The sequence below is a fragment of the Stakelama portus genome (assembly GCF_003171655.1).
GTDB lineage: Bacteria > Pseudomonadota > Alphaproteobacteria > Sphingomonadales > Sphingomonadaceae > Sphingomonas > Sphingomonas portus.
In genome coordinates this window covers 41,875-64,200 of sequence record NZ_QFZL01000007.1, presented here as the reverse complement: position 1 = coordinate 64,200, position 22,326 = coordinate 41,875, and the positions used below count along the sequence as shown (strand labels likewise).

Annotated in this window: 20 protein-coding genes; 8 read left to right on the top strand and 12 right to left on the bottom strand. The window is 64.3% G+C overall.

The features are described 5' to 3' along the window. The first annotated feature begins 195 nt into the window (after window positions 1-195). Window positions 196-2,985, top strand: coding sequence for a DUF3857 domain-containing protein (locus DKB74_RS16355; RefSeq protein WP_109809265.1), 2,790 nt, complete (start codon window positions 196-198; stop codon window positions 2,983-2,985). 69 nt (window positions 2,986-3,054) lie between these two features. Further along, window positions 3,055-4,095: an alanine racemase gene (gene alr / locus DKB74_RS16350; protein ID WP_109809264.1), complete on the top strand. Its 1,041-nt coding sequence runs from the start codon at window positions 3,055-3,057 to the stop codon at window positions 4,093-4,095. Window positions 4,096-4,137: 42 nt separating this feature from the next. Here alr and DKB74_RS16345 read toward each other — a convergent pair whose 3' ends face one another. Then, entirely contained in the window at window positions 4,138-5,310 is a 1,173-nt protein-coding gene (locus tag DKB74_RS16345; protein ID WP_109809263.1) for an acetyl-CoA C-acetyltransferase, read from the bottom strand. A gap of 36 nt (window positions 5,311-5,346) precedes the next feature. Continuing rightward, window positions 5,347-6,357, bottom strand: coding sequence for an alpha/beta hydrolase (locus DKB74_RS16340; protein ID WP_109809371.1), 1,011 nt, complete (start codon window positions 6,355-6,357; stop codon window positions 5,347-5,349). A 70-nt stretch (window positions 6,358-6,427) separates the two neighbouring features. Between DKB74_RS16340 and phaR the strand changes: the two genes are divergently transcribed. Further along, window positions 6,428-6,991, top strand: coding sequence for a polyhydroxyalkanoate synthesis repressor PhaR (gene phaR, locus DKB74_RS16335; protein WP_109809262.1), 564 nt, complete (start codon window positions 6,428-6,430; stop codon window positions 6,989-6,991). Window positions 6,992-7,037: 46 nt separating this feature from the next. Here phaR and DKB74_RS16330 read toward each other — a convergent pair whose 3' ends face one another. Further along, on the bottom strand, window positions 7,038-7,871 hold the full coding sequence (locus tag DKB74_RS16330; protein WP_109809261.1) for a class I SAM-dependent methyltransferase: 834 nt from the start codon (window positions 7,869-7,871) through the stop codon (window positions 7,038-7,040). Window positions 7,872-7,920: 49 nt separating this feature from the next. Between DKB74_RS16330 and DKB74_RS16325 the strand changes: the two genes are divergently transcribed. Next, window positions 7,921-8,109, top strand: a complete 189-nt coding sequence (locus DKB74_RS16325; RefSeq protein WP_109809260.1) for a hypothetical protein — start codon at window positions 7,921-7,923, stop codon at window positions 8,107-8,109. A gap of 12 nt (window positions 8,110-8,121) precedes the next feature. Here DKB74_RS16325 and DKB74_RS16320 read toward each other — a convergent pair whose 3' ends face one another. The 8 genes from DKB74_RS16320 to DKB74_RS16285 all read right to left on the bottom strand — a co-directional run bounded on the left by DKB74_RS16320 (window position 8,122) and on the right by DKB74_RS16285 (window position 16,793). Continuing rightward, window positions 8,122-9,345: an aspartyl protease family protein gene (locus DKB74_RS16320; RefSeq protein WP_109809259.1), complete on the bottom strand. Its 1,224-nt coding sequence runs from the start codon at window positions 9,343-9,345 to the stop codon at window positions 8,122-8,124. Between the two features lie 80 nt (window positions 9,346-9,425). Next, window positions 9,426-10,979 (bottom strand): TadA family conjugal transfer-associated ATPase, encoded by a 1,554-nt coding sequence (locus tag DKB74_RS16315; RefSeq protein WP_193504490.1) that lies wholly within the window; start codon window positions 10,977-10,979, stop codon window positions 9,426-9,428. A gap of 219 nt (window positions 10,980-11,198) precedes the next feature. Next, entirely contained in the window at window positions 11,199-11,450 is a 252-nt protein-coding gene (locus tag DKB74_RS16310) for an ATP synthase F1 subunit epsilon (protein ID WP_109809258.1), read from the bottom strand. A gap of 121 nt (window positions 11,451-11,571) precedes the next feature. After that, window positions 11,572-13,041, bottom strand: coding sequence for a F0F1 ATP synthase subunit beta (gene atpD / locus DKB74_RS16305; RefSeq protein WP_109809257.1), 1,470 nt, complete (start codon window positions 13,039-13,041; stop codon window positions 11,572-11,574). 24 nt (window positions 13,042-13,065) lie between these two features. After that, on the bottom strand, window positions 13,066-13,695 hold the full coding sequence (locus tag DKB74_RS16300) for a hypothetical protein (protein ID WP_109809256.1): 630 nt from the start codon (window positions 13,693-13,695) through the stop codon (window positions 13,066-13,068). Beyond that, window positions 13,692-14,573 (bottom strand): F0F1 ATP synthase subunit gamma, encoded by an 882-nt coding sequence (locus tag DKB74_RS16295; RefSeq protein WP_109809255.1) that lies wholly within the window; start codon window positions 14,571-14,573, stop codon window positions 13,692-13,694. Before DKB74_RS16295 ends, DKB74_RS16300 begins: the two co-directional genes overlap by 4 nt. A 110-nt stretch (window positions 14,574-14,683) precedes the next feature. Continuing rightward, window positions 14,684-16,213, bottom strand: coding sequence for a F0F1 ATP synthase subunit alpha (gene atpA, locus DKB74_RS16290; RefSeq protein ID WP_109809254.1), 1,530 nt, complete (start codon window positions 16,211-16,213; stop codon window positions 14,684-14,686). Between the two features lie 10 nt (window positions 16,214-16,223). Then, window positions 16,224-16,793 carry a F0F1 ATP synthase subunit delta gene (locus tag DKB74_RS16285; RefSeq protein WP_420822421.1) on the bottom strand — a complete coding sequence of 190 codons (570 nt, stop codon included), beginning with the start codon at window positions 16,791-16,793 and terminating at the stop codon, window positions 16,224-16,226. 248 nt (window positions 16,794-17,041) lie between these two features. Between DKB74_RS16285 and DKB74_RS16280 the strand changes: the two genes are divergently transcribed. Next, a complete protein-coding gene (locus tag DKB74_RS16280; RefSeq protein WP_145961030.1) occupies window positions 17,042-17,968 on the top strand; it encodes a tetratricopeptide repeat protein in 927 nt (308 codons plus the stop codon). A 55-nt stretch (window positions 17,969-18,023) separates the two neighbouring features. Here DKB74_RS16280 and DKB74_RS16275 read toward each other — a convergent pair whose 3' ends face one another. After that, window positions 18,024-19,757, bottom strand: a complete 1,734-nt coding sequence (locus DKB74_RS16275; RefSeq protein WP_109809252.1) for a DEAD/DEAH box helicase — start codon at window positions 19,755-19,757, stop codon at window positions 18,024-18,026. Window positions 19,758-20,082: 325 nt separating this feature from the next. On the opposite strand from DKB74_RS16275, the gene DKB74_RS16270 reads away from it, so the two are divergent. The 3 genes from DKB74_RS16270 (at window position 20,083) to ada (ending at window position 22,323) form a co-directional block, all read left to right on the top strand. Beyond that, window positions 20,083-20,559 carry a PilZ domain-containing protein gene (locus DKB74_RS16270; RefSeq protein WP_161956891.1) on the top strand — a complete coding sequence of 159 codons (477 nt, stop codon included), beginning with the start codon at window positions 20,083-20,085 and terminating at the stop codon, window positions 20,557-20,559. A 140-nt stretch (window positions 20,560-20,699) separates the two neighbouring features. After that, a complete protein-coding gene (locus DKB74_RS16265; protein ID WP_109809250.1) occupies window positions 20,700-21,092 on the top strand; it encodes an energy transducer TonB in 393 nt (130 codons plus the stop codon). A gap of 193 nt (window positions 21,093-21,285) precedes the next feature. Then, window positions 21,286-22,323, top strand: a complete 1,038-nt coding sequence (ada, locus tag DKB74_RS16260) for a bifunctional DNA-binding transcriptional regulator/O6-methylguanine-DNA methyltransferase Ada (protein ID WP_109809368.1) — start codon at window positions 21,286-21,288, stop codon at window positions 22,321-22,323. Window positions 22,324-22,326: the final 3 nt, after the last annotated feature.

Sequence of the window (22,326 nt, the reverse complement as noted above, 5' to 3'; positions counted from 1 at the left end):
TCGGCGTGCCCGGGAGGGCGGCCAGTGAAGAAAAAGTGCAGATATGTGCAATTTCTACAGCACCTTGGTGAAAAGCCGCTGCAGAAACCGTGAATTGAAGCAGATCGCGCGAAATTATCGCAATCGAGCGGCCGGTAAGGCTTGCCTATTCGCTGCCGTCGCTTAGCCTCTCCCGCATATTGGGGGGCTAATTCGATGATCCGTTTCCTGCTGGCGAGCCTGGCGCTGTTTTTGATGGCGGGCGTCGCGCATGCCGACGATACCCCCAAATATGCCCCTGCGCCGGCATGGGTCGATGCGGCGCGTATTTCCGACGCCTCGGCATCTTCGCGGGCGACGTTCCTGATATATGACCAGCAACAGCGGATCGATGGGGACCAGCTATGGACCTATTCCGATATTGCGGTGCGGATATCGTCGACGCAGATGGCGACGCAGCTGGGGACGCTCAAACTCGACTGGAATCCCGATAATGGCGATGTGATCATCCATCGCGTCGATATTTTGCGCGGCGATGAGACGATCGACGTGCTGGCCGGTGATTCGCGTTTTTCGGTGCTGCAACGCGAACAGCAGCTCGAACAGGCCTATCTGACGGGGACACTGACTGCGACTCTGGCAGTGCAGGGGCTGCGGGTGGGCGATGTCCTGCGCTTCACCTATTCGATTACCCAGCATGACAGCGCGCTGGACGGGAATGTTCAGGCAGTTGCACAGATCATGCAGGCGCCGATGCAGGTCGATTTCGGGCGGGTGCGTCTTTCCTGGCCCACCGGACAGGCAGTGCATTGGAAATCGCATGTCGAGGCGCTCGATGTCACGGAAAGCGACAGCGACGGCTTCCATCAGGTGACGATCGCACTGCCTGCCCCGACATCGCCGGAAATGCCCGACGATGCCCCGATGCGGTATCGCGAAGTGCCGCTGGTCGAAATGTCGACCTTCGACAGCTGGCGCGACGTTTCGGCGGCGATGGCGCCGCTATATGATACCCAGGGGCTGATCGCGCCGGGCAGTCCGCTCGCGCAGCAAGTGGCGCAGATCGCCAGGGCCACGCGCGACCCGCGCGAACGTGCCGCCAGGGCATTGATGCTGGTGCAGAACGACGTCCGCTACCTGTTCGAAGGTATGGATGGCGGCAATTACACGCCGCAGACGCCCGCGCAGACCTGGGAGCGTCGTTATGGCGATTGCAAGGCCAAGACGTTGCTGTTGCTGGCGATGCTGCGGGAGCTGGGGATCGAAGCCGAGCCGGCGATGATGAGCATCACCGTCGATGCACTGGTGCCCGAACGGCTGCCGATGGCGGGCGCGTTCGATCATGTGCTGGTGCGTGCGCAGATCGACGGGCAGACCTATTGGCTCGACGGCACGCGATCGGGCGCGACGCTCGCCGATCTGGCCGACACGCCGCCGTCGCGCCACGCGCTGCCGATGCGCGCGCAGGGTGCCGAACTCGAGGAAATCGTCCCGCACCCGCATGCCCGTCCCGATGTCGTGACGCATCTGGATATCGATTCGCGCGCGGGGCTGCGGCTTCCGTCGCTCTATACGATCCGCAGCGAGGTGCGCGGCGACATGGTCGATATATTGCGTACCGCAGTGAATACCGCCGCGCCCGAGCAGATCGATGATTTCGTCAAGGCGATGATCGTCAACGTGCTGGGCAATCGCTATCGCTATCTTGGCGGCGACATCAGCTTTTCCGACGACACCGGGATCGCAACGGTTGAGTCGCACGGCATTTACTGGCCCGAATGGGAAGAGGAAAATGGCCGTCAGAAGCTGTCGATCGATCCGACGCTGACCGCGCTCGTCTTCGCGCCCAATCGTGCGCGGCGCGAATGGCGCGAAATCCCGGTCCAGGCAGGCGATTATAGCGATGAGCGGATAGTGACCCGGTACCGCCTGCCCGATGGCGACTTCACGATCGACGGCGCGCGGACGTTGCCGACATCGCTGGCCGGGGGGGAATTCCGGCGCAGCGTGGTGCAGGACGCCAATGTTGTGACCGTGGATGATCGCGTCATTACCGGGCTTGGCGAAGTGGCGGCGGCCGATATTCCGACGGTGCGTCGCGATGTCGCGCGCGCCAAGGCGCAGGCGCTGCGCCTGATCGCACCCGCCGATCTGCCTTCCTATACCGACGAAGTGATCGCTGCGCGCAAGGCGGGACTGCTCGATCCCATCGAAGAAGCCTTTTTCGATCTTGCCAATCAGCCGGGGGATGAGAATGGCGCGGGCTATCTTGCCAGCGCTTCCTTCCACCGCGGCGTGTTCGATCATGAGGCGGCGCTGCGGGATTATAGCGCGGCGCTCGACATCGTTCCCAGCGCGAACACCTATCTTTTGCGGTCGGGCGTATATCAGATCATCGGCGATTATGACTCGGCGCTTGAGGATGCGCGCGAGGCGATGCTGCTCGATCCTTCGATGATGCCGGCAACGATTGCGGTTATCCGGCTGCTGTCGCTGACCGGCGATACCGAAGCGGCGCTGGCGCTGGTCGACGAGCAGATTGCGCTCGGCGACAATAATCGTGGAAGCTATGTCGAAGTCAAAGCCAATGTGCTGGCCGATGCCGGGCGGGTCGACGAAGCGGTCGCGTTGCTCGATGCTGAAGTCGAAGAGCGGCCCAACGACCCGGAATTGCTGAACGGACGTTGCTGGCTCAAGGGAACGCGTAACGTTCAGATCGAATCGGCGCTGCAGGATTGCACGCGCGCGATCGAACTGGCGCAAACGCCGTCCGCCATTCTCGACAGCCGGGCGATGGTCTATTTCCGCCTTGGCGACATGGAAAAGGCGCTGGCCGATTTCGACGCCGCGCTCGCCATTTCGCCCGACCTGCCGGCAAGCCTGTTCATGCGTGGCCTGATCCGGCTGCGCAACGGCGATCGCCGCGGTCAGCAGGACATCGACAAGGCGCGGCTGCTGACGCCCGCGGTCGACGAACAATATGCCCGCTATGGCATCACGCTGTGACGCCGTGAGGGGGCGCTAGCGCGGTGTCGCGGCTTGCCGTCGCCGCGACCCGGGCATAGGGGGCATGGGGTGACCATACCGCCTGCTCCGCTCCGCCTTTCCCTCGATGGGGATGCCCTGGTTGCCAATTGGCGCGCGCTCGACGCGATGAGCGGCAGCGCGGCGTGCGGCGCGGCCGTGAAGGCCGATGGCTATGGGCTGGGCGCACGCGACGTGGTGCGACGGCTGTCCCGGGCCGGATGCCGGGACTTTTTCGTTGCGACCTGGGCCGAGGCGGCGACATTGGGCGATATTGCGCCTGCATCGCTTTCGGTACTGCATGGCGTCCGCGCCGAAGACATGGATCTGGCGCTTGCGGGACCGGCGCGACCGGTGCTGGCGAGCGCCGAGCAGGTGCGGCGCTGGCGCGAAGCGGGCGGCGGTGTCTGTGACGTGATGGTCGATACCGGGATGAACCGGCTGGGCATTTCGGTCGAGGATGCGGCGTCGGGCCTGCTCGACGGGCTGACGATCGATACGTTGATGAGCCATCTTGCCTGTGCCGATGAGGACGTGTCGATGAACGCGCGGCAGCGCGATGCACTGGCGGGGTTGCGCGGGCGGACCGCGGCGCGGCGGATGAGCCTGGCCAATTCGGCGGGCATCGCGCTGGGCGGCGATTATCATTTCGATCTGACGCGGCCGGGCATTGCGCTGTACGGCGGCGTGCAATGCGCTGCGCATGCCGTGCATATCCGGCAGGTGGTATTTCCGCAGGCGCAGATATTGCAGCGACGTCACGTGAAGGCGGGTGAGACGGTCGGTTATAACGCCACCTGGACCGCGCCTGCTGACACCCAGGTCGCGATCCTCAATATCGGCTATGCCGACGGCTATCTGCGGTGCTTTTCGGGCAAGGGCGGCGCGCATTCGGGCGATCGCAAGCTGCCCGTGCTGGGGCGGGTGTCGATGGACCTGCTTGCGGTCGGAGTCGATGCCGCGGCGGAACTGGCCGAAGGCGACTGGATCGGACTCGATTATGCGCTGCCGGAAACTGCGATGCTGACCGGCCTGTCGCAATATGAGCTGCTGACCGGACTGGGACAGCGGTTCGACCGGGTCTGGATGTAATTCCTCCCCCGGCAGGCCGGGGGAGGCACCGGAAGTATGTGATCAGCGCTCGACGCACATGGCGATGCCCATGCCGCCGCCGATGCAGAGCGTCGCGAGACCCTTTTTCGCATCACGCTTCTGCATTTCGTAGAGCAATGTCGTCAGCACGCGGGCGCCCGATGCGCCGATCGGGTGGCCGATGGCGATCGCGCCGCCATTGACATTGACCTTGTCCGGATCCCAGCCAAGCTCCTTGCCGACCGACAGCGCCTGCGCGGCAAAGGCTTCGTTGGCTTCGATCAGGTCGAGATCGCCGATGCTCCAGCCGGCCTTTTCCAGCGCGCGGCGCGTGGCGGGGACCGGTCCGATGCCCATGATCGACGGGTCGACACCCGCGCTGGCCCAGCTGGCGATGCGCGCGAGCGGCGTGATGCCCCGGCGTGCGGCTTCGTCGGCGGTCATGATGACGAGCGCGGCGCCGCCATCGTTGATGCCGCTGGCGTTGGCGGCAGTGACCGTCCCGTCCTTCTTGAAGGCGGGGCGAAGGCCCGACACGCCCTCAACCGTGGCGCCGGCGCGGATATATTCGTCCTGATCGACGATGATATCGCCCTTGCGGCCCTTTACCGTCACCGGGGCGATTTCGTCCTTGAACCTGCCGTCGGCGCGCGCCTTTTCGGCGAGATTCTGCGAACGGACGGCGAATGCATCCTGTTCGCCGCGCGAGATTTCATATTGTTCGGCCAGATTTTCGGCGGTGATGCCCATGTGATAGCCGTTGAACACGTCGGTCAGGCCATCCTTGATCATCGTGTCGATCAGGCTGACATCGCCCATCTTGGTGCCTGCGCGCAGCATCTGGGCATGGGCGCTCATCGACATATTTTCCTGACCGCCGGCGACGACGATGGTCGAATCGCCGGTCGCCGCGGCCTGATAGGCAAGTGCGACCGCGCGCAGGCCCGATCCGCACACCTGATTGACGCCCCATGCCGGGATTTCCTTGGGCACGCCCGCCGCCATCGACGCCTGGCGTGCCGGGTTCTGGCCCTGCGCAGCCGTCAGCACCTGGCCCAATATGACTTCGGAAACCTCGTCGCCCTTCACCCCTGCCTGTGCCAGCGCCGCTTCGATGGCGGTTCGGCCGAGTTCGTGCGCCGGGGTATTGGCGAAAGCGCCGAGGAAGCTGCCGACCGGCGTGCGTTTTGCGGCGGCGATGACGATATCTGGCATGGAAGCTCCTGCGGATGGCTCGTGATTCGATGGCGCCTATCTAGGAAGACGATGCGCTCTTAGCCAGTCGGCAAGCGGTTCCCATAGCTGCGCGCGGCCCCGACCGCCGACGATCATGCCGACATGCCCGGCGGACAGGATGCGCGAATCGGCCAGCCCCGCCGCAGTAGCGGCCGGCACGATCCGGTCGCTCGCCGATACGAATTCGACTGCCGGGCAATCGAGCGCTGCGGGACCGACCGGCCTGCCCGCGACGATCCATTTGCCGCGTCCGGGCAGATCGGCGTGGAGGAAATCGTCGAACAATTGGCGTCCGGCGGCATAGGTTAGCGGCGCGCCTCCATTCGCCCAATCCTCGAGCGCGACAAAGGCGTTTGCGCGCGCGCTGCCGCGCGGCATGGCCGAAAACCGCTCATATTTCGCGATGGTGCGCGCGGGATCGAGTTGCCAGAAACCTGCCTGCAGCACTTCCATCGGGACCAGGCCCATCCGCTCGCAATTTTCATGCGCGTGGTGCCAGACCGAATCCATCGCCGACCGGGAATCGCCATAGCCTGCAAATCGCCAGGGCGCGGCGACGGTCGCGAGCCCGGCGACCGGCGTCGCGCATGCCGCGGCCATCGCCATCGTGCCGCCGAGGCAATAGCCCATCAGCAGCGGCGGGCGGGGCAGCGCGCCGATCAGCGGCAGCAGCAATTGTTCGATATGCGCGGTGATGTCCTGATCGCGCTCGGCGGGCGAGGGCGTGCCCCAATCGACCAGCATCGGCCGGACACCCTGTCGCGCCAGCCAGCGCATCAGCGAATTGCCGCGCGCGAGATCGAGGACATGCGGCGGATTGATCAGCGACGGAACGACGACCAGCGGCGTTCCCGATCCGCCATAATCGCGCAGCACCGCCCGCCCGGAACGCGCGAAGACGGGCTTGGGCGCGCGCGGGGCGGGCCGGCGCGCCTGTTGATAGGCGCGCAGCCCCGCAAGCGCGCGCGTTCGCCGCTCGGGGGATGTTGCGGTTTCGCTGCGCAGCATGGCCAAAAACAGAGGCAAAGGCCGCGGCACTTGTTGCGCTGCATCATCCGGTGTTACATGCTTGTCAGTCAAAGGAGAGGACGACTCCATGAAGAAGAGCGGCGATACCAACGGCCCGGTTATCATCAAAAAGTACGCCAATCGGCGGCTTTATAACACGGAGACTTCCTCATACATCACTCTTGAACATCTCGCGGCGATGACCCGCGAGGGACGCGACTTCAAGGTGATCGACGCGAAGTCGGAAGACGATATCACGCATAACGTGCTTACCCAGATCATCATGGAAGAAGAAGCGCGTGGCCAGACGCTATTGCCGGTCAGCTTTCTGCGTCAGCTGATCGCGCTGTACGGCGACAGCATGCAGGCGCTGGTCCCCGGATATCTGGAAGCGTCGATGGAAAGCTTCCGCCGCAACCAGCAACAGTTCAAAAGCGCCGTCGAAGGCGCGTTCGCCAATTCGCCCTTCGCCGAACTCGCCAAGCAGAACATGGCGATGTTCGAAGCGGCGACCGCGGCGTTCAAGCCGGGTGCGGTGCCGCCGGGCGCAGCCGCTGCCGACGAATCGGTTGCTGCGAAGGACGACGAGATCGCAGCGTTGCGGTCCGAGCTTTCGCGGCTTCAGGACAAGGTCGAGAAGCTGGGCAAGTAAAGTAAGCATGCACCGCCGGTCCCGGTAACGGGATCAGGCGGGGGGATCAGGCGGGCTTGCGGAATTTGAGCGTCATGCGGTCGCTTTCGCCGATCGCAAGATAGCGTTCGCGATCCTGATCGCGCAGCGACAGCGTCGGCGGCAGCGTCCACACGCCACGTTCCCAATCGGCGGTGTCGGCGGGGTTTGCGTTCACTTCCGAAGCGCCGACATATTCGAAGCCCGCTTCCTCGGCGAGGCGGCGGACGGTCGACACCTTCACATAGCCGCTCGAGTGTTCGCGCGCGGAATCGGCGTCTTCGGGCAGGCGATGGTCGACGACGCCCAGCGTGCCGCCGGGCTTCAGCATCGCGAACATCTGTTCGAATGCCTGGGGCGAATAATCCTGTCCGTCGCGCTGATAACCCATGCGCCAGTTATGGACGTTGCGGAAGGTGAGGACGACATCGGCGGTGCCGTCGGGCACGGGGGCGAGGCCCTCGGTCGCGGCGCGCGCGGGGAAGGCTGCGGTGCGGATCGCGGCATAGCCGGGCGCATCCGGATGCGCCGTCATCAGTTTCTGCACACCGCCCAGACCCTCCGGTCCCGGCGAGGCGACCCACAAGGTGCCGCCATGGGCGAGATAGGGGGCCAGGATTTCGGTATACCAGCCGCCGCCCGGCCAGATCTCCACGACAGTGTCGGTCGGGCTGACGCCGAAGAAGCCGAGCGTTTCGACCGGGTGACGATATTGATCGCGCGTGACATTGGCCGGGGTCCGCGTCGGCGCATCGACTGCGGACTGCAGCGTATGTCGCTGGGTCGCGGGTGCGCCGGTCGCGACCGAAGCTACGGCAAGAGCAGTAGTGGCAATGGCGGTGGCAATCATTATCTGGCGCATGAACTATCCCCGGTGGCGGCTGCCGCTATTTGTGAATTGAGTCGTTACGATGCAAGAACGCCTTTGGACCGGAGCCGTTGCAGCAATATTTCTGGCGATCGTCAGCGGCGTTGCCGAACATCGCCGTCAGCGGCGTTCCAATCTCGACCGGGTCGGCCTGGCGCCATGGTCGCTTATTCAGTTTCTCGCGCTGCTTGCCGCCGTAATTCTGGGCGGGCTGGCGATGGATTTGTTCTAGCGTAATCCGCGCTCAATAGAAATTGGCAAGCGTAAGCGATCGTTCGCTGCCGTCGCACATCGCGATATGCACGGTTCGGCCGGGCGCGCCGACCGTCCATCCGACCAGACCGGTGGCGGAAACGCCGTCGCGCACCGATATGCCGTCGGCGGCGCAGATCCGGTCGCCGACACGCCAGCCCGCGCGGGCGGCGGGCGAATGGCGCATGACGTGCAACACGCGCAGTTCGTCGCCCTGAAAGGCCAGCAGCAGTCCGCTGGTCGATCGCAGCGGGGCGGCACCGGCCTTACCCCCGGGGCTCAGCACGATGCGCCCGGCGCGGGGATCGAGCAGCACGCGATAGCCGAGCAGGAAGCCCGATCCGATTCGGCCGGCCGCCCCGATCCGAGTCGAAAAGCCGCGCGCATCCTCGATGCGCACTTCAACCTGTCGCGCTTTCACATCGGCGATTTCGATTTCGGATATGACCGCGACATCGGTTTCGATCGCGCCACCCAGTCCGAAGGCGATGGTGCTGGTCGTGGGAGCGGCTGCGTAATCGCTCGCATCCCAGATCGTCCGCGCGATCGTGATCGCCGCGCCGTCGCCGGTATCGACGATCATCGGGCTCAGCGTTGCGCCGGCGAGCGATCCGCGCGTGACATAGCTGCGGCTCGACGGTGTCAGGTGCAGCGATGCGCTTTTGCCGCGAAAGGGCAGGCGTCCGCTGGGCAGGATGCGGAACCGGCGCGCGTCATAATCGATATCGAGCGCGCAGCAGGACAGGATGTCGCTGCCGATCAGCAAGTCGATGCCGGACCCGGCCCCATCCAGGGACGCGATGCCGATGCGCCCGCCCGAGCGGGAAAGGCCGCCAAAGCCGAGCGCGGGGCTTGCCGCCCAGCGCAGCGATACGTCGCCGCCGATCGCGGCGGCCTGCTCACCAACGCTGCTGCGCAGTCCGGTGGCGGCGGCCAGCCGGTCGGAAACCAGCGTGTCGCTGAGCCCCGTGTCGAGCAAAGCCGTTGCCGCTTCTCCGGCAAAGGTCATGGTGAAAACGATCTGGTTATGCTCGGTGAGTTCGAACGGGATCCAGCGCGCCTCGCTGTCGTCGGAAAGGCGAATTTGCTGCTCTGCGGCGGCGAGCGGGACACAGGTCAGCAGGCAGAGCAGCAGACCCGGCAACAGCCGCATCGCCACGGGGCGTCGCCGGTGATTCAACGGTGCCGCGCCATAATCGAGCCGCGTCGCAGCCACGCGGCCGTCCGCAGATTGATGGGGAAGTCGGTGCCGGTCACGGCGCGGTCGCCCGAAGAAACGACATATCCGGGCGAGCCTTAGAGACAGGCTTCGAGCAGCGCCTGATCGAAACCGAACTGCTTGGCCTTGTCGAGCGTATAGGGGCGCAGGCCCATCGAGCGATATTCGCCGATGATTTTTCCATCGGCGCTTTCGTCGAGATATTCGAACTTGAACAGCTCCTGCGTCACGATGACGGGGCCTTCCATGCCGATCACTTCGGTGATGTTGGTGACGCGGCGGCTGCCGTCGCGCAGGCGCTTCACCTGAATGATCAGGTCGACCGAATCGGCGATCTGGCGGCTGATCGCTTCTTTCGGCACCTTGATGTCGGACATCATCACCATATTCTCCATACGCGCCAGCGCTTCGCGCGGGCTGTTGGAGTGGAGCGTACACATCGATCCGTCATGGCCGGTGTTCATCGCGGCGAGCAGATCGAAACATTCGCTGCCGCGGATTTCGCCCAGGATGATGCGATCGGGGCGCATACGCAGCGCGTTCTTGACCAGATCGCGGATGGTGATTTCGCCCTGGCCCTCAAGGTTCGCCGGGCGGGTTTCGAGCGGCAGCCAGTGCGGCTGTTGCAGGCGAAGTTCGGCCGCGTCCTCGATCGTCAGCACGCGCTCGCCCGGGTCGATCAGTTTCGACAGGGCATTGAGCATCGTCGTCTTACCCGAGCCGGTACCGCCCGAAATCACGACGTTGAAGCGGCAGGCGCCGGCGATCTTGAGCATCGTCGCCATTTTCTGCGACATCGATCCGCCCTGCGCCATCATGTCGAGCGTGATCGGCTTGGCCGAGAATTTACGAATCGAGATGGCAGTGCCGCGCAGCGACAGCGGCGGCACGATCACGTTGACACGCGAACCGTCTTTCAGGCGGGCGTCGGCAAGCGGCGTGGTCTGGTCGACGCGGCGGCCGACCGAATTGCAGATGCGCTGCGCGATCTGGAACAGATGTTCCTCGTCGCGGAACTGGATATTGGCGAGCTCAAGCTTGCCCTTGCGTTCGACATAGGTCTGCTCGGGGCCGTTGACCATGATGTCGGTGATCGCCGCGTCGGTCAGCAATTCCTCGAGCGGGCCGAGGCCGAGCAGCTCGTCGACCAGCACTTTTTCGAGCGCGAATTGTTCACGGCGATTGAGCGTCAGCTTCAGTTCGGCGAGCACTTCGCCGATGATCGGGCGGAATTCCTCGGCGAGTTCATCCTTGCTCAGCGTGGCTGCAGCTTCGGGGTCGACGCGTTCGAGCAGGCGCGGCAGCACCTGTTCCTTGATGCGATGGATCGAGGCTTCGAACCCCTCCATCCGCGAATTGCCCTGCTCGCCGGTCGCTGCCTGACGATCGGCAAGCCGTTGCATCGCGTCGCTGCTGGCTTGCGTGGGTGCGAATTCGGGGGCCGGAGAACTGCCCGAATCGGGCTTGTCCGCGCCGGGCAGGGGGACGCTGCCGATCGGCGGGAATTGCTCGCCGCCGGGCTCGCTGGACGGGCGCGACGTGCCGCCGCCCTGCATCGGGCGCGCGACTCCGAAGCCGGGGCGGCTTCCGCCGCTGCCTCCCAATCCGTTGCGTCGTCCGAAAGCGCTCATTCAATGCCCTGTCTGGCCAGCATCGTGCCGGTGGCCCGAATGGTTACCGGGCAAGTTTTTACAATTGCCTAATCCTCTGAACGCCGGACGCGTGCGGAAGAGGTCGCAATGGAAGGGGCGGCGGGGCGAAAACGTCCGCACATAAAAAAACGGGCAAAGACTTCGCCCTTGCCCGTTCGATCAGCGTTAGGGAAATGCGCGCGCGCCGCGGCCGCGCGATCAGCCGATATGTTCGGCGAGAACCGTCAGGCCCTTCTCATTGACCTCGGCAAAGCCGCCGCGAATCGCGAGCGTTTCGGGCTCGCTCTTGTCGGCCTTGTAGATCGCGATGCTGCCGTCGCGGATCGTCGACATGAAGGGCGCATGGCCCTGCAACACGCCGAAATCGCCCTCGGTGCCGGGAACGACGACCATATAGACCTCTTCCGAACGGACGAGCTTTTCGGGAGTGACGAGTTCGAAATGCAGCATGTTCTTACCTCATAGCCCTCTCCCCCGGGGGAGAGGGTTGGGTGAGGGGAGGCCGCGGGCGCCATCGCTTGCCGCAGCCCCTCACCCTGGCCCTCTCCCCCAAAGGGGAGAGGGAGTTGGATTACGCTTCTTCGGCCATCTTTGCCGCCTTGGCGACGGCTTCGTCGATGCCGCCGACCATGTAGAAGGCTGCTTCGGGAAGATGGTCATATTCGCCGTCGACCACGGCCTTGAACGACTTCACCGTGTCTTCCAGCGCAACGAACTTGCCCGGGATGTTGGTGAAGACTTCGGCGACGTGGAACGGCTGCGACAGGAAGCGCTGGATCTTGCGGGCGCGGGCGACGGTGAGCTTATCTTCTTCGGAAAGCTCGTCCATGCCCAGGATCGCGATGATGTCCTGAAGCGACTTGTACTTCTGCAGGATCGACTGAACCGCGCGGGCGGTTTCATAATGTTCCTGACCGACGACGCGCGGTTCGAGAACGCGGCTGGTCGAATCGAGCGGATCGACCGCCGGATAGATGCCGAGTTCCGAAATCGCACGGTTGAGCACGGTCGTTGCGTCGAGGTGGGCGAACGAAGTTGCCGGGGCAGGGTCGGTAAGGTCGTCCGCGGGGACGTACACGGCCTGCACCGAAGTGATCGAGCCCTTGTTGGTCGACGTAATGCGCTCCTGCAGCGCGCCCATGTCGGTCGACAGGGTCGGCTGATAGCCCACGGCCGAAGGAATACGGCCGAGCAGTGCCGACACTTCGGCGCCCGCCTGGGTGAAGCGGAAGATGTTGTCGACGAAGAAGAGCACGTCCTGCCCTTCCTGATCGCGGAAATATTCGGCCATGGTCAGGCCCGACAGCGCGACGCGAGCGCGGGCGCCCGGCGGTTCGTTCATCTGGCCATAGACCAGCGCCACCTTCGAACCTTCGCTGATCGCGTTGCCGTCGGCATCCTTGGCGATAACGCCGGCGTCGAGGAATTCGTGATAGAGATCGTTGCCTTCGCGGGTGCGCTCACCCACGCCGGCGAACACCGAGGTGCCGCCATGGCCCTTTGCGATGTTGTTGATCAGTTCCTGGATGAGCACGGTCTTGCCGACGCCCGCGCCGCCGAACAGGCCGATCTTGCCGCCCTTTGCATAGGGGGCGAGCAAGTCGATCACCTTGATGCCGGTGACGAGGATCGCGCTTTCGGTCGACTGTTCGATGAATTCGGGAGCAGCCGCGTGGATCGGTGCGGACATGTCGCTGCCCACCGGGCCGCGTTCGTCGATCGCTTCGCCGATCACGTTCATGATGCGGCCGAGCGTCTTCGGGCCGACGGGCACGCGGATCTGCGATCCGGTATCGGTGACCGGCTGGCCACGGGTCAGGCCGTCGGTGCCGTCCATCGCGATGCAGCGAACGGTGCTTTCCCCGAGGTGCTGGGCGACTTCGAGGACGAGGCGCGAGCCGTTGTTATCGGTTTCGAGCGCCGAGAGAATCGCGGGCAGCGTGCCTTCGAAGGACACGTCGACCACGGCGCCGATCACCTGGGCGATGCGGCCGACATTGGCGCCTGTTGCGGGCTTGGTCATTTCAGCGGCGGTAGCCATCTTGCGTTCCTTACGGTTGAATTCTCAATCAGTGGGAGCCGTAGCTCGGGAAATGGTGACGATCAGGCGCTTTTCGCTGTCGGTCGCGCCCGGAACCGCATCGACATTCAGCAGCACGCCATATTGGCTCGTCTCTGCCGAGGTAAGATTGCGCAGCGCGTTGGCGATCTCGTCCCCCGGGCCCACTTCGAACCGGCCCAGAAAGCCGCCGACGATCCGGCGCGGGATCACCAATGCGTCCTTCGCCTTCGGAGCGTTGAAATCGCCCTTGATATCGAAGGTGAAGGCAATGTCCGTAATCTGTTCGGCGCCGACACCGACGACACGGAATGCCGTCGTGATCTTCACCGGGCTGTCGCCTTCGGGCAGCGTCTGTTCGGGGCTGTAGCCGGTTCCGAAGGATTCGCGACCTTCGGTATAGGGATGCGACTGATATCCCATGTCGGCAGCGGCGGCGAGAACGGCGTCGGGCGATTTGAACATCGCCATCCAGCGATCGGCCATCACCTTTTCGCCATCGGGCGCGCGATGCTCCATCGCCGCGCGCTGTTGTTCGTTGAGCGTGGTGTCGGACGCATTGGTCCCGGCCTCGCCGCCCGTACAGGCGGCAAGTGCAAGTGCGATCAGCGCAGGGGTGATCGCGCGCGAGATCACAGTGCCTCGGCCCCCGAGATGATTTCGACCAGTTCGGTCGTGATCGCCGCCTGACGGGTGCGGTTATACTGGATTTCCAGACGCTTGATGAGGTCGCCGGCGTTGCGCGTGGCGTTGTCCATCGCAGTCATCTTGCTGCCCTGTTCCGACGCGGCGTTTTCACGCATTGCGCGGAACAGCTGGATCGCGACGTTGCGCGGCAGCAGATCGGCGAGGATTTCCTCTTCGTCGGGCTCATATTCGACGGCCGCGCCGCCGGTTTGCGCATCCGCCGACACTTCGGGAATGGCAACCGGGATCAGCTGCTGTTCGGTCGGCTCCTGCGTCAGGACCGACTTGAAGTTCGAATAGAAGAGATGGGCGACATCGAACTGACCGTCTTCGAAGCGGTCGATGATATCCTGCGCATAGCCCTGGGCATCGTCGAAGCCGAGCTTGCCAAGATCGCCCGGCTCGATCGCGTGCAGTTGATCGTTGGGATAGAGACGACGCAGCACCGCACGGCCCTTGCGACCGATGGTGTAGAATTTGACGGTCTTGCCCTGCGCGATCAGTTCCTGCGCGCGGCGACGGGCGAGGCGGGCGATGTTCGTGTTGAACGCACCGGCCAGACCCTTGTCCGACGTGGCGACGACGAACAGATGGACCTGATCCTTGCCCGTGCCGGCAAGCAGCTTCGGCGAGGATTCGCTTACCGTCACCTTGGAGGCGAGGCTGGCGACGACCTTTTCAAGCCGCTCGGCATAGGGACGACCGGCCTCCGCCGCTTCCTGCGCACGGCGCAGCTTAGCGGCGGCGACCATCTTCATCGCCTTGGTGATCTTCTGCGTCGACTTCACCGAGCCGATGCGGATCTTGAGTGCCTTGAGAGAGGCCATGTTCTCTAACTACCTCCGTTTGGGCTGAGCCTGTCGAAGCCCTGTACTTCTTTCTTCCGAAGAAGAAGGACTGCCCCTCGACAAGCTCAGGGCAAACGGTTCTGTTTGTTTCAGGCGAACGTCTTGCCGAATTCGGCGAGCGCGTCCTTCAGCTTTGCGACAGTGCCGTCATTCAGCGCCTTGGTGTCGCGAATGTCGGTGAGGATGTCGGCATGCTTCGAACGCATCTCGGCGAGCATCAGGGATTCGTAGCGCGTAACCGCTTCGACCGGGACGCTGTCGATATAGCCGTTGGTGCCGGCGAAGATCGAAACGACCTGCTCTTCGAACGGCATCGGGCTGAACTGCGGCTGCTTGAGCAGCTCGGTCAGGCGCGCACCGCGGTTGAGCAGCTTCTGCGTCGAGGCGTCCAGATCCGAACCGAACTGCGCGAAGGCAGCCATTTCGCGATACTGGGCGAGCTCGAGCTTGATCGAGCCCGACACCTTCTTCATCGCCTTGGTCTGTGCCGAACCGCCGACGCGGCTGACCGACAGACCGACGTTGATGGCGGGGCGGATGCCCGCGAAGAACAGGTCGGTTTCGAGGAAGATCTGGCCGTCGGTGATCGAAATCACGTTGGTCGGGATATAGGCCGACACGTCGCCCGCCTGGGTTTCGATGATCGGCAGTGCGGTCAGCGAGCCCGAGCCATTGGCTTCGTTCATCTTCGCAGCGCGCTCCAGAAGGCGGCTGTGGAGATAGAAGACGTCGCCCGGATAGGCTTCGCGGCCCGGCGGGCGGCGCAGCAGCAGCGACATCTGGCGATAAGCGACGGCCTGCTTGGAAAGGTCGTCATACACGATCACGGCATGCATGCCGTTGTCGCGGAAAAATTCGCCCATCGTCACGCCGGTATAGGGCGCGAGATACTGAAGCGGAGCGGGTTCCGACGCAGTCGCGGCTACCACGATCGAATATTCCATCGCGCCGTTTTCTTCGAGCTGACGCACGATCTGTGCGACGGTCGAACGCTTCTGACCGACCGCGACATAGATGCAGTAGAGCTTCTTGCTCTCATCGTCGCCGGCATTGACGCCCTTCTGGTTGATGAAGGTGTCGATCGCGACGGCGGTCTTGCCGGTCTGGCGGTCGCCGATGATCAGTTCGCGCTGGCCACGGCCGACGGGAACGAGCGCGTCGATCGCCTTCAGGCCGGTCTGCACCGGTTCGTGCACCGACTTGCGCGGGATGATGCCGGGCGCCTTCTGCTCGACGCGGGCGCGCTCGGTATATTCGATCGGGCCCTTGCCATCGATCGGGTTGCCGAGGCCGTCGACGACGCGGCCGAGCAGGCCCTTGCCGACCGGAACGTCCACGATCGTGCCGGTACGCTTGACGGTGTCGCCTTCCTTGATCTCGGCGTCCGAGCCGAAAATCACGATGCCGACATTGTCGGCTTCGAGGTTGAGCGCCATGCCCTGCACGCCGTTGGCGAATTCGACCATTTCGCCCGCCTGGACATTGTCGAGGCCGTAAACGCGGGCAATGCCGTCGCCGACCGACAGCACTTCACCGGTTTCGCTGACCTGCGCTTCGTTGCCGAAGCTGGCGATCTGGTCCTTGATGACCTTCGAAATTTCTGCGGCGCGGATATCCATTGTCTGAGCCTTAGCCTTTCATCGCGTGCGCGAGGGAATTGAGACGGGTACGGATCGAGCTGTCGATCATCTGGCTGCCGATCTTGACGATCAGGCCGCCGAGCAAAGCGGGATCGACCGAAAGGTCGAGCGTGACGTCGCGACCGACGCGCGCGCGCAGCTGATCCTTCAGCGCCGCGACCTGGTCGTCGGTAAGCGGGTGCGCGGAAACCACTTCGGCATTGGTTTCGCCACGATGCGCGGCGGCAAGCCGGCGATAGTCGCGAATCACCGCCGGAAGCGCGGCGAGCCGGCGATTCTCGGCGATCACGCCCAGAAACTTGCCCGTGATCGGATCAAGCTTCATCGCCTTGGCGATCGCCGCCACTGCTGCGATGGCTTCGCCACGCGACACCAGCGGGCTGTCGATCAGCCTGCGAAATTCCTCGGATTCGTCGATGGCGGAACGCAGCCCGTTCAGGCTGGCTTCGACCGCTTCGATCGATTTGCTCTCGGCAGCGAGCTCGAACAGCGCAGTGGCGTAGCGGCCCGAAAGGCTCGCTCGGATGCTGCTGTCGATATTACCGCTGGATATCTCCACGCGATTCGTTTCCCTTTGGAGCAGGAGTTGGCCCCATGCGAAAAGGGGGCGGCAAAGGCGCCCCCGATGGGTTGGCGGGCTGCTAGCATCGGGGGGAGGGGGATGCAAGTGTGCGGGTGAATCGAATCTGCGTGCGGTGATTTGCGCGCGTAGCGAGATACGCTAGCAAAGCAGCACGCGAAACCGTTGGAGGGATTTCGATGGGCGATAGACGCATGCCATCAAGGGGCTGGCTGAGGCTGATCCGGATGCACCAGGGTATCGTTTCGGCCTCTGCCATGGCGATTCTTGCTTCGACCGGAACGGCTTCTGCCGAGGATGTGACCATTACTGCCCGATTCCCGGCACCGGAACGGGAAGCGACCTTGTTGCGATCGCTGCATATGGCGCGCTTCGGCGGTCGCGAGGGAGGTCGTGTAGGATATTCGATCGAGCGGGCATTGTTGCGCCCCGATGCGACGGGCAGCCCCTATTTCGATATGATCGGGCCGGGGCACCTGGCCGAGGGGAATGTGACCGGATCGGCGAGCACCGATATTTCGCGGCGAGAATATAAGGAAAAGCGCAAGCAATGCGTCGAGCGCGACCGCGACAACAAATGCGTGCGCGAGGAAGAGCGCGAAGTTGCCTGTACCGAGCGCATGATTTCGCTGTCGGTCGACCTGCGGATCGCGCGTAGCGACAATGGCCGCGTCGTTTATGCCGCGCAGAAACCCTATCGCGAGAATATTCGCCGATGTGTCGGCGACAGCGGCAGCGAGCTATCGAGCGAATCGGTGATCAGTGTCTTGATCGACCGGGTGGGGGAGGATGTCCGCAGCGACCTGGTTTCCGAGGTGCGCAGTTACAGCGTACGCTTTCGCGAAAGCCGCAGCGGAATGTCGCGCGATGTTTCCAGTCGATTCCGCAATGCAATCCGCCTTAGCCAGAGCGACCTGGGTGCGGCCTGTTCCGAATGGGAAGCCATCGAAGCGGCGAGCTCCGATCATCCTTCGGTGTTGTTCAATCTGGGGCTCTGTGCCGAAGCCGGCGGCGATTATCAGCGCGCGCTTGATTATTACGCGCGCGCTTCCCGTCTAATGGGCAGCGGCAATATGGCTGAGGCGGGGATTGCGCGCGTCCAGCAGCTTATCGAAGGACGGCGTATCGAAGAACAGCGCGCCGCCGTGAACTGAGGAAACGCCGCCGCCCGTGCGACCGGTAGTACGCACGGGCGGCACGCTTTTCAGATCAGGCGCCGCGTTGCGGGCGGTCGCCGCCGCCTGCGCCACGACGCGGACCGCCGCGTCCGGCGCCGGCGCCGTTGCGCTGACCGTGCGACCGGCCAGCGTCATTGCGCTGACCCTGCGGACGACCGCCTTCGGTGCGGCGTTGCCCTTCGAACCGGCCATTGCCGCCCTGGGGGCGCTGGCCGTCATGGCGGCGTTCGCCCTGATGCGAGCGGGCACCATTGTCTTCGCGCGGGCGACGGTCGCCGCGCGGTTGATCGCGATGCGAATCGGCGCGCTGCGGACGCGCTTCACCGCCGGCGCGTTCGGGACGAGCGCCGTTGCCCGGATGCGGACGATTGCCTTCGACCCGTTCGGGGCGACGGCGCTGTTCGCCGGTGCGCTCGGGACGGGCGCCTGCTTCGCCGGCGGGACGCGCGTCATAACGCTTGCCGTCGATCCCGTCGGTGCGGCGGGGGCGACCCGGGCCGGTGCGGGTGCGACGATGGCCGCCGCCCGGCTTGCCGTCGCGCTGCATGTCGCGGCCACGACGGCCATTTTCCTGATCGCGGCTTTCCTTGACCGGAACCGCGCTCGACCGCAGCCCTTCGGCGCGCGCGACGAAATCGTCGGGCAGGCGATCGGGCGTGATCTTCTGACGGGTCAGGCGTTCGATATCGCGAAGATAGTTCTTTTCGTCGGGTGCGCAGAAGCTGATCGCCACGCCGTCATTGCCCGCACGCGCGGTACGACCGATGCGGTGGACATATTGTTCGGGAACATTGGGCAGTTCGAAATTGAACACGTGGCTGACGCCCGACACGTCGATGCCGCGTGCCGCGATGTCGGTCGCGACCAGAATCTTGACCCGGCCCGAGCGGAAATCGCCGAGCGCGCGTTCGCGCTGCGGCTGGCTCTTGTTGCCATGGATCGCGTTCGACGCCACGCCGTTGCCCGCGAGCAGGCGGACGACACGGTCGGCGCCATGTTTGGTGCGGGTGAAGACGAGCGCGCGGTCGATGTCGCGATCGGCAAGCAGCATCGTGAGCAGCGCCTGCTTTTCCTTCTGCTGGACGAAGGTCACGAACTGATCGACGCGCTCGGCCGTGGTGGCGACGGGCGTCACTTTCACTTCGGTCGGATTCGGCTGAAGGAACTGGCCCGCCAGTTCCCGAATCGTCTTGGGCATGGTTGCCGAGAAGAACAGCGACTGGCGTTTGGCGGGAAGTTCGCGAACGATCCTGCGCAGCGCGTGGATGAAGCCGAGGTCCATCATCTGGTCCGCCTCGTCGAGCACGAAAATCTCGAGGCTGGCGAGGATGACGAAGCAGCTTTCCATCAGATCGACGAGGCGGCCCGGCGTGGCGACAAGGATGTCGACGCCGCGCGCCAGATCCTGACGGTTACGATGCAGCGAAGTGCCGCCGAACACGGTGGCGACGCGCAGATTGGTGCCCTTGGCATAACCACGCGCGCTTTCGGCGATCTGGGCGGCGAGTTCGCGGGTCGGAGCAAGCACGAGCATGCGGCAACCGCGCGGTTGCGGACGGCGGCCCGATGCGACGAGCCGTTCGATCGACGGCAGCATGAAGGCCGCGGTCTTGCCGGTGCCGGTCTGCGCGATGCCGAGCAGATCCTGTCCGTCGAGCAGTGCGGGAATCGCCTGCGCCTGGATCGGCGTGGCTTCGGTATAGCCTTTGGCCGCAAGCGCAGCGAGAGTGGTCTCGGCAAGGCCGAGTGAAGCAAAACTGGTCATGGAATCCCAATATATCAGCGGCGCACGCCAATGGGACGCACGCGGCGGGGGTCAAAAAAGACGACCCGCGTGACTGAGGGAAGCCGGTGAACCTGGAGCCGAGGCAGAGCCGTGGCGAAAGTCGCCCGATCACGCTGCATGGTGCCTCGATGCCGACGCATGTGGTCGCTGCAGTGCAAAAAGTCAATCCGGCAGGAAGATATGCCGATATTGGTGGTTACCGCCGCCGGCAACCATGATTGTCCGTAATTCGGAAACCCCACCCTTCCCAGACTCCCCCCTGCCGGTCGCGTCCGGCGGTAACGCTTTGGGGGATCCGAAATCGATGCTGGTCGGCAGACTGGAAATTCTGGGTAATGTCGATCGCCGCGGTGCGGTGCGTTTCGACGTCGATGCGGCGACGACGCTGCGCGCGCATGACGGACGGCCCGTGGAAGTGATCGTCGAGGATTTTTCGCGGACCGGCTTCCGCATGGTCTCCGATGTGTCGTTGCCGGTGGATACGCTGGTGTCGCTTGGCCTTTCGGGTTCCGGGGCGCGGCTTGCCTGTGTCGTATGGCGCGACGGGCGCAAACATGGCTGCATGTTCCTCGAGCCGCTGACCGATGACGAGATCGGGCGCGCCTTTGTCGGACAGAAGGACGTACTGGCGAATATCGAAGATGCCATGACCCGTCGCCCCGACATGCAGAATATGCCGCAACTGCCCAGCGATGGTCCGCCCGATCCCCAGGGCGCGGAGAAATGGCTGGCGAGCGTCCGTGCCGCGCTCAAACGCAGCCGGCTTGCCGACGACGAGTAAGCGTTAAACCGCATTTCGAAACGCAACTGAAATAAATTCTCCAAAGTGTATTGGTGTTGTAACACAGCAATGCTATCAGCACTGCACCGGCAAGGGACGGCGGGTCGTCGTTCCGCACCGGCCAAGCAAGGAGAACTGAAATGTTGGCAACTCTCAAGATCGCGGTCGCCGCAGCAGGTCTCTTCGTGCTCGGGGGCAACACGGGAGACCAGAATATGAGCTGGGCCGATCAGGTCAGCTCGCGACTGGAAAGCGCGGTATCATTCGATGCCGACAGGTTGGGACCGCAGATCCATGGAACGACCAAATTGTCGTTTCGGATCGGCGAAGACGGCAAGGCGACGGATATCCGCGTCGTCCGGTCGTCGGGCAATGCATGGCTCGATCGCCGCGCCAGCGGCAAGCTGCGGATGATCGGGAAACTGCCCGAAGCACCGGCCAGCATCCGGTATCGGACACTCTATGCGGAAATCACGCAGGGCGCGACGCCTCGCTATTCCGCCCATGTGTCGGGTGCGGCAATCCTGCAGTGACGCCAATGGCGTGACAATCATAAGGGCGGGAAACATCCCGCCCATGTGATCGGGCAAGTGGGCCGCTCGATTGACCTCATGTGCGGAGCAGTGGCGAACGAAGGCGCCGCTGCTCCCTTTTATTTGTGCGCGGAACGCCTTTGAACGCAATCGGCGGGATGTGGCGCGGCGGCGGCGGCGCTATATCCGGCGCATGAACGACACCATATTCGACACCGATCGGGCCTGGGCCGCGTTCGTGGCGCGCGATCGCCGATGGGACGGCCGCGTGATCGTGGCGGTGCGGACGACCGGCATCTATTGCAAGCCAAGTTGCCCCGCACGCCGCCCGAAGCGCGAGAATGTCGAACTCTTCCCCGATATCGCAACGGCACAGGCGGCGGGATATCGCGCATGTCTGCGGTGCAAGCCCGACGATGCGGCGCGCGATCAGGTGGCCGTAGAGAAGGCCGTGGCCACAATCGAAGCCGCCGAGACCATTCCGTCGCTCGAAGCGCTGGCGGATGCGGTCGGCTATGCGCCGCATCATTTCCACCGCCTGTTCAAACGCGCCACCGGTGTGACGCCGGCGGCCTATGCCCGCGCGATCCGCGCACGGCGCATGGGGGCGGCACTGGACAAGGAGGCAAGCGTGACCGAAGCGATTTACGAAGCCGGATATTCGGCGCCGAGCCGCTTTTACGAGAGCGCGGGTGACCGGCTGGGCATGACACCCAGCGCGTGGAAGCGCGGCGGCGCGGGCGTCACGATCCGCTGGACCGTGGCGGACACAAGTCTGGGCAAATTGCTGATCGCCGCCACCGATCGCGGGCTGTGCCGCGTGTCGTTCGACGAGGATAGTCTCGCACTGACGCAGCGCTTTCCAAAAGCCGAAATCGCGCCCGGCGGCGCGGCGCTGGCCGAACTGGCCGCGCGCGTGGTGGCCGAAGTCGAAACGCCGGGGCGGCATCGCGACCTGCCCGTCGATGTGCAGGGGACTGCGTTTCAGGAAGCGGTATGGCAGGCGTTGCGCGCGATCCCGCCGGGCGAAACGCGCAGCTATGCGCAGATCGCGGCGGCTGTGGGGCGGCCCAATGCGGTCCGCGCGGCGGGCACTGCATGCGGCGCCAATAATGTTGCGATCGTCATCCCCTGCCACCGCGTCCAGCGCGGCGACGGGAGCATGGGCGGCTATGCCTATGGCGTCGATCGCAAGCGCGTTCTGCGCCGTCGCGAAGGCGTCGACGACTAGCCG